General features: G+C 44.8%; 6 protein-coding genes and 1 pseudogene (1 of these 7 cut by a window edge). 2 read left to right on the top strand and 5 right to left on the bottom strand.

Annotated elements, in window-relative coordinates; all coding sequences use genetic code 11:
- Together QVP35_RS08325 and QVP35_RS08320 are read right to left on the bottom strand one after the other, a co-directional pair.
- Positions 1-716, bottom strand: a pseudogene (locus tag QVP35_RS08325) (MATE family efflux transporter); it reaches 610 nt to the left of the window's first position.
- Between the two features lie 195 nt (positions 717-911).
- Positions 912-1,472, bottom strand: a complete 561-nt coding sequence (locus tag QVP35_RS08320) for a TetR/AcrR family transcriptional regulator (protein WP_009289688.1) — start codon at positions 1,470-1,472, stop codon at positions 912-914.
- 198 nt (positions 1,473-1,670) lie between these two features.
- On the opposite strand from QVP35_RS08320, the gene QVP35_RS08315 reads away from it, so the two are divergent.
- Both QVP35_RS08315 and QVP35_RS08310 read left to right on the top strand, forming a co-directional pair.
- Positions 1,671-2,117 carry a MarR family winged helix-turn-helix transcriptional regulator gene (locus QVP35_RS08315; RefSeq protein WP_009289689.1) on the top strand — a complete coding sequence of 149 codons (447 nt, stop codon included), beginning with the start codon at positions 1,671-1,673 and terminating at the stop codon, positions 2,115-2,117.
- A 10-nt stretch (positions 2,118-2,127) separates the two neighbouring features.
- Positions 2,128-2,895 carry a sulfite exporter TauE/SafE family protein gene (locus QVP35_RS08310; RefSeq protein ID WP_009289690.1) on the top strand — a complete coding sequence of 256 codons (768 nt, stop codon included), beginning with the start codon at positions 2,128-2,130 and terminating at the stop codon, positions 2,893-2,895.
- A gap of 51 nt (positions 2,896-2,946) precedes the next feature.
- On the opposite strand, the gene QVP35_RS08305 is transcribed toward QVP35_RS08310, so the two are convergent.
- The 3 genes from QVP35_RS08305 to QVP35_RS08295 all read right to left on the bottom strand — a co-directional run.
- Positions 2,947-3,585 carry a precorrin-8X methylmutase gene (locus tag QVP35_RS08305; RefSeq protein ID WP_009289691.1) on the bottom strand — a complete coding sequence of 213 codons (639 nt, stop codon included), beginning with the start codon at positions 3,583-3,585 and terminating at the stop codon, positions 2,947-2,949.
- Positions 3,585-5,099, bottom strand: a complete 1,515-nt coding sequence (locus QVP35_RS08300) for a cobyric acid synthase (protein WP_009289692.1) — start codon at positions 5,097-5,099, stop codon at positions 3,585-3,587. Before QVP35_RS08300 ends, QVP35_RS08305 begins: the two co-directional genes overlap by 1 nt.
- On the bottom strand, positions 5,081-5,559 hold a 479-nt coding region (locus QVP35_RS08295; RefSeq protein WP_288187821.1), incomplete at its 5' end, for an aminotransferase class I/II-fold pyridoxal phosphate-dependent enzyme. The genes QVP35_RS08295 and QVP35_RS08300, both read right to left, overlap by 19 nt.

Raw genomic sequence — 5,559 nt, 5'->3', positions numbered from 1 at the left:
TACTCTTTTGCCGCCGTATTTGTAAGGCCCAGTGCAGCACTGGCAAACAGCTGAAAGGTCAGGACAGGAATTCCTATTTTTAAAATCTCCTTATAGACAGCACCTTTTATTGTAATTTTACGAATAGATGGTTTTAGCACACCCTTTTGTCTTCTCAAGTAATACACATACATCAGGGAATTGACACAAAGGGAAACCACTGTAGCTGCAGCGGCCCCGCGGATTCCCATGTGCAGTCCGTATATCAGAAGCGGATCCAAAATCAGGTTCGTCACACTTCCGGCCGTCATAGTAAATCGTGTTGATCCCTGGGCCGTCAGAAGGTTATTCATTGTCACATTAAATACATTGAGTATAGAACCAGAAACATAAATCACAGCATATTCTCTGGCGTAGGGTAAGATCGTTTCTGTAGCTCCAAGTGCCGACAATATCGGTGTTAAAAAGCACAGGATCAGGCCAATAACTGCCGCTCCTGTCAATAGTCCGGAAAATAAAGCCGTTGAGGCTGTCTGGTCAGCCAGAGCGTACTCCTTCTCCCCGAGCAGCCGGGAAATATAGGAAGATGCTCCTGCACCGAACATCATCCCCAGTCCGATGACCAGCTGGACAACAGGAAAAACCACAGAGACTGCACCCATTTGGCTGATTCCCAATCCTCCCACAAAATAAGCGTCCACAGCATTATACAGAGCCGAGGCCAGCATACCGATCATCGTGGGGATGCCGAGCTTTAGCAGCGCCTTTGACACCTTTTCTTCTCCTAAAAGAAAGTTGGTTTTCGTTGTTTGTTCCATTTTTCTTACCTCCAAAAGTATTTTTTATCTGAACGGATCACTTTTCCGTACAAATCAGAAGAATTATAATATTGAATATATATTCAATATTGTTCAATAAAAAAGGGAACCGGCTCAAAAACCGATTCCCTGCAAATACATCTTCGATATTTTATTTAGTAATTCCATAGCCCATTCCTCGCTTTCATAATGATATGCAATCTGAAGCAGCGCATCTACAAAATTGTTGGCTACAATATGCACAAACACCGGATCATGGTTTTTTAACATGTCTTTGTGTGAATTCAGATGATGCTCAATTTCACTGACTAAGCGCTCTTTTTCATCCTCATATTTGGTCTTTGTGCTTTTATCCATCATGATAATCAATTCCCTGCGGTGTCGGAAAAGAGTCCGGATACAGTTCTCTTCCATTTGGCTCAGATACTTATAGTCTTGATAGTCCGGAGAGCCGCCATGTTTCATGACCCGTTTCCAGTCAAAACAAACCGGCCTTAAAACTTCATCAAACAAAGCCTCTTTATTTTTATAATAGGAATAGATCAGTCCGGCGGGAATCCCTGCCCTGCCGGCAATGTCCCGTATCGTTGTGCGGACATATCCATGGATAAAAAACTCTTCCAGTGCAGAATCAAGAATACACTGGCGTATTTCATCTTTTAAGACTTGTGCCATAGCGCCTCCTAATATTGAACTTTAATTCAATATTATAAGAAAGCCGGGATTTTGTCAACTATTGTTTCATCTTCGCTGCAAATTTCATCTTGATGACTGACGGCAGCAGACAAAGCAGCGTGTTTCTTGACATCTTTGTATTATATAGTTATAATTATAACAGTTATAAATAGAACTATATGGAAAGGAATGTATTTGATGCAGAATCATGTTTTAACCTATGCCAATCATTTCAAACATCTGTACCGCCAGACATTTCAGCCCTTGTCGGAACAATATGAAATGTCTCAGCTGGAAATTGATATTTTGCTCTTTCTGAAAAACAATCCCCGGAATAATACCGCCAAGGAAATCTCAGTCATGCGGGGGTTTGCAAAATCCAATGTTTCAAAAGCCGTGGAATCTCTCAGGATACAGGGTTATCTGACCACCTCTCCTGATCCCGGTAACCGGAAGGTCCGCCGTCTGTATCTGACTAAGAAAATGCAGAACAGAATCGACGCCCTTTCAAAGTGCCAGGAACAATGTTTCGCACTTCTCCTCGATGGATTTACAGAAGAGGAGCGGCTCAAGCTGCAGGAATTTTTCAGCAGGATCGACGAAAATATTACAAAGTCACTAAATCATAAAAAACACAAAGTATGAGGTAACAGCTATGTTGTATAAATTTATCATTTGTTTTTTAGCCGGAATCGGCGCAGGATTGGGGACAGGCTTCGCTGGAATGAGTGCAGCTGCAGTCATAAGTCCCATGCTGATCACTTTTCTTGGAATGAATCCATATATGGCAGTGGGCATTGCCCTGGCAAGCGATGTTTTTGCCAGCGCAGTTTCAGCTTATACATATGGAAAACACAAGAATCTGGATATTAAAAACGGACTGGTCATGATGATTTCTGTGCTTTGCTTTACACTAGTCGGCAGCTATATTTCCAGCCTTGTGCCAAGCACTGCTATGGGCGGATTTTCTACATTCATGACTTTGCTGCTGGGAATTAAATTTATTGTCCGTCCTGTTATGACCACAAAAAGCAGTATGGATTTGGTGGATGCAAAAAAAAGATTTCTTCAGTCTGTTCTCTGCGGATCTGTCGTCGGTTTTATCTGCGGATTTGTAGGAGCGGGCGGAGGCATGATGATGCTCCTTCTGCTGACCAGTGTCTTAGGGTACGAACTCAAAACTGCTGTTGGAACCAGTGTATTTATCATGACATTTACTGCTCTGACCGGATCTCTGAGTCATTTTGCCATCGGCGGACGCCCGGATATGCTAAGCCTGCTTTTCTGCGTGCTGAGTACATTTCTCTGGGCAAGAGTAGCAGCGAAGTTTGCAAACAAAGCTTCGGCGATCGTATTAAACCGGGCAACCGGTGCGGTCCTTACAGTGCTTGGACTGGCGATTGTCACAGTGAATTACCTTTAATCAAAAGGGCCGGATCCACTAAGGTGAGCCGGCCCTTTTGAATGCATCGATTTATCTGGTTCCATCTATCATATAAAGCAGTGCATTTACAATACACGCCGCAATATTGCTCCCGCCTTTTCTTCCCCTTGCCACAATATACGGAACTTCAGCATCCATGATCAGTTCTTTTGACTGGACCACATTAACAAATCCCACGGGAACCCCTATTACCAGATGAGGATCCAGTTTCCCTTCCCTGATCAGCTCATACAGCCTGACCAGTGCCGTCGGGGCATTTCCAACTGCAAAAATGAACTTCTCACCTAAAGCCGCCGCTTTGTCCATACTCGCCACAGCCCTTGTGGTGCCGTTTGCTTTTGCTGCTTCTGCAACATCCTCATCGGACATAAAACAGTGGACCGTTCCCCCATACCGGGCCAGTTTCTTTTTATTAATGCCTGCCCTGCCCATCTGCGTATCTGTCACAATGGACGCGCCGTTTTTGATGGCATCTATGGCAAGTGATACTACATGATCCGAAAAGCAAAGATTTTTTGCATAATCAAAGTCGGCGCTAGTATGAATACAGCGCTTTACGATAGGTTCAGTTCCGGGAATCAGCGAAAAAGCCCTCATTTCCTCTGTTATGATCTCAAAACTTCTTGCCTCGATCTGGGCAGGCTCCACATTCTCAAGTTTAATTTTCATTAGTCTTCTGCTCCTTTATGAAGGATTTCATATATTTTTTCCATATCCAGATGCTTTCTCAGTTCATCTGCCAGCAGATCATACTGCTCTTCCTTTAACTGCCGGTAATCCGTCGCCGGAGCATCGGAAAGATCGATCCCTTTCTTTTCTCCAATGGCACGGACAATCTTTTCCGCCGTATCCGAGAGTTCAAAAATGCCATGTAAATAAGTGCCGTAGACATTTCCTACCCAGGTTCCGCAAAGCTTTGTGACGCCGTTACCTTTATCCTCAAAAAACGTCAGCGGTTTTGCATTGCCGTGCTGTGAAGAGATTCCCATGTGAATTTCATATCCTTCAAAGGGAGCTCCTGAGATCGGATACAAATCACCATCCAGCTTAAGAAATCTTCCTTTGACCCGGCTTCTTGTTTTTTGTTTGGAAAAGACGGTGTCGATCGGGAGCAGTCCCATTCCTTTAACCATTCCTCCTGTCTCCACATGATGAGGGTCAGACAGTACTTCTCCCAGCATCTGATAGCCTCCGCAGATTCCAAAAATAATCGTTCCCCGGTATGCTTCTTTGAGGATCATATTTTCCAGGCCGGACTGACGGAGCCACAGGAGATCCTCAATGGTATTTTTGCTTCCCGGAAGCAGGATCATATCCGGATCTCCGAGTTCTCCCGGGGTTCTCACATAACGCAGTGAAACATTTGGAATGAGTTCAAACACGTTAAAGTCCGTAAAGTTAGAAATCCTTGGAAACCGGATCACAGCAATGTCGACCAATTCCTTTTTTGTTTTCCGGTCAAACTTCTCGCTCAGACTGTCCTCATCATCTAATTCAAGATTCATATAGGGGGTAACCCCCACGACCGGGATCTGCACTTTTTCTTCCAGCATCTCAATGCCGGGATCCAGGATCGTTTTATCTCCCCGGAACTTGTTGATAATCATTCCTTTCACTCTTTTTTGTTCTTCCTCTGTCAGCAGCATCATGGTTCCGGTCAGCTGTGCAAAGACGCCTCCCCGGTCGATGTCTCCCACTAGAAGTACAGGTGCATTGGCCAGTTCTGCCATGCCCATATTGACGATATCGTCCTGTTTCAGATTAATCTCTGCCGGACTCCCCGCACCTTCTATGACAATCATATCATATTCCCTGCTCAGAGCATCAAATGCCTTTTGGATTTCAGGAATCAGCGTTTTTTTATATGCAAAATAATCTCTGGCGCTCATATTGCCAAGGACTTTCCCATTTACAATCACCTGAGAGCCGGTATCGCTGGATGGCTTTAAAAGAATCGGATTCATATAGACAGACGGTTCGATTCCCGCCGCCTCTGCCTGCATGACCTGGGCACGTCCCATCTCCAGCCCGTCCTTTGTTATGTAAGAGTTCAGCGACATGTTCTGCGACTTAAACGGAGCCGCTTTATAGCCATCCTGCTTAAATATTCTGCAGAGTCCTGCAGTCATAAGACTTTTCCCGACATTTGACATCGTTCCCTGAATCATGATTGTCTTTGCCATGCTGTTTCTCCTTTCGTGAACGCCTGAAGTGTCCAGATAAACCGCCGGTTTTCCTCTTCTGTCCGGACTGCGATCCTGAACCATCCTTTTGAAAGTCCCTCATAATTCCGGCAATTCCTGATCAGAATTTGATTTGAGAGACAATATTCATAGAAATCCTCCGGGCCTTTGAAAAATATATAGTTGGCTCTGGACCCGTAAATTCGAAAGCCTGCTTCCTCCAATGCTTTCTTTAAAATATGTTTCTGTTCAGACACGAACCGGACTGACCGTTTTAAGTAGGACTGCTCCGACAAAGCCGCTGTTCCTGCGGCCTGGGCAGGAGACGACACTCTCCATGGCTGGGTCACTTCCGTCATTTTTAAAAGGACCTTTTCGTCGGAACAGATACCGTACCCGAGACGGAGACCGGCCATGGCATAGCGCTTTGTAAATGCTTTCAGCAAAAAAATATGGCGGG

The organism is Anaerostipes sp. CAG:276 (genome assembly GCF_000432215.1).
In the GTDB taxonomy this organism is placed as follows: domain Bacteria; phylum Bacillota; class Clostridia; order Lachnospirales; family Lachnospiraceae; genus Anaerostipes; species Anaerostipes caccae.
The sequence above is the reverse complement of the archived record's forward strand: the minus strand, read 5'-3'. Positions and strand labels throughout refer to the sequence as shown.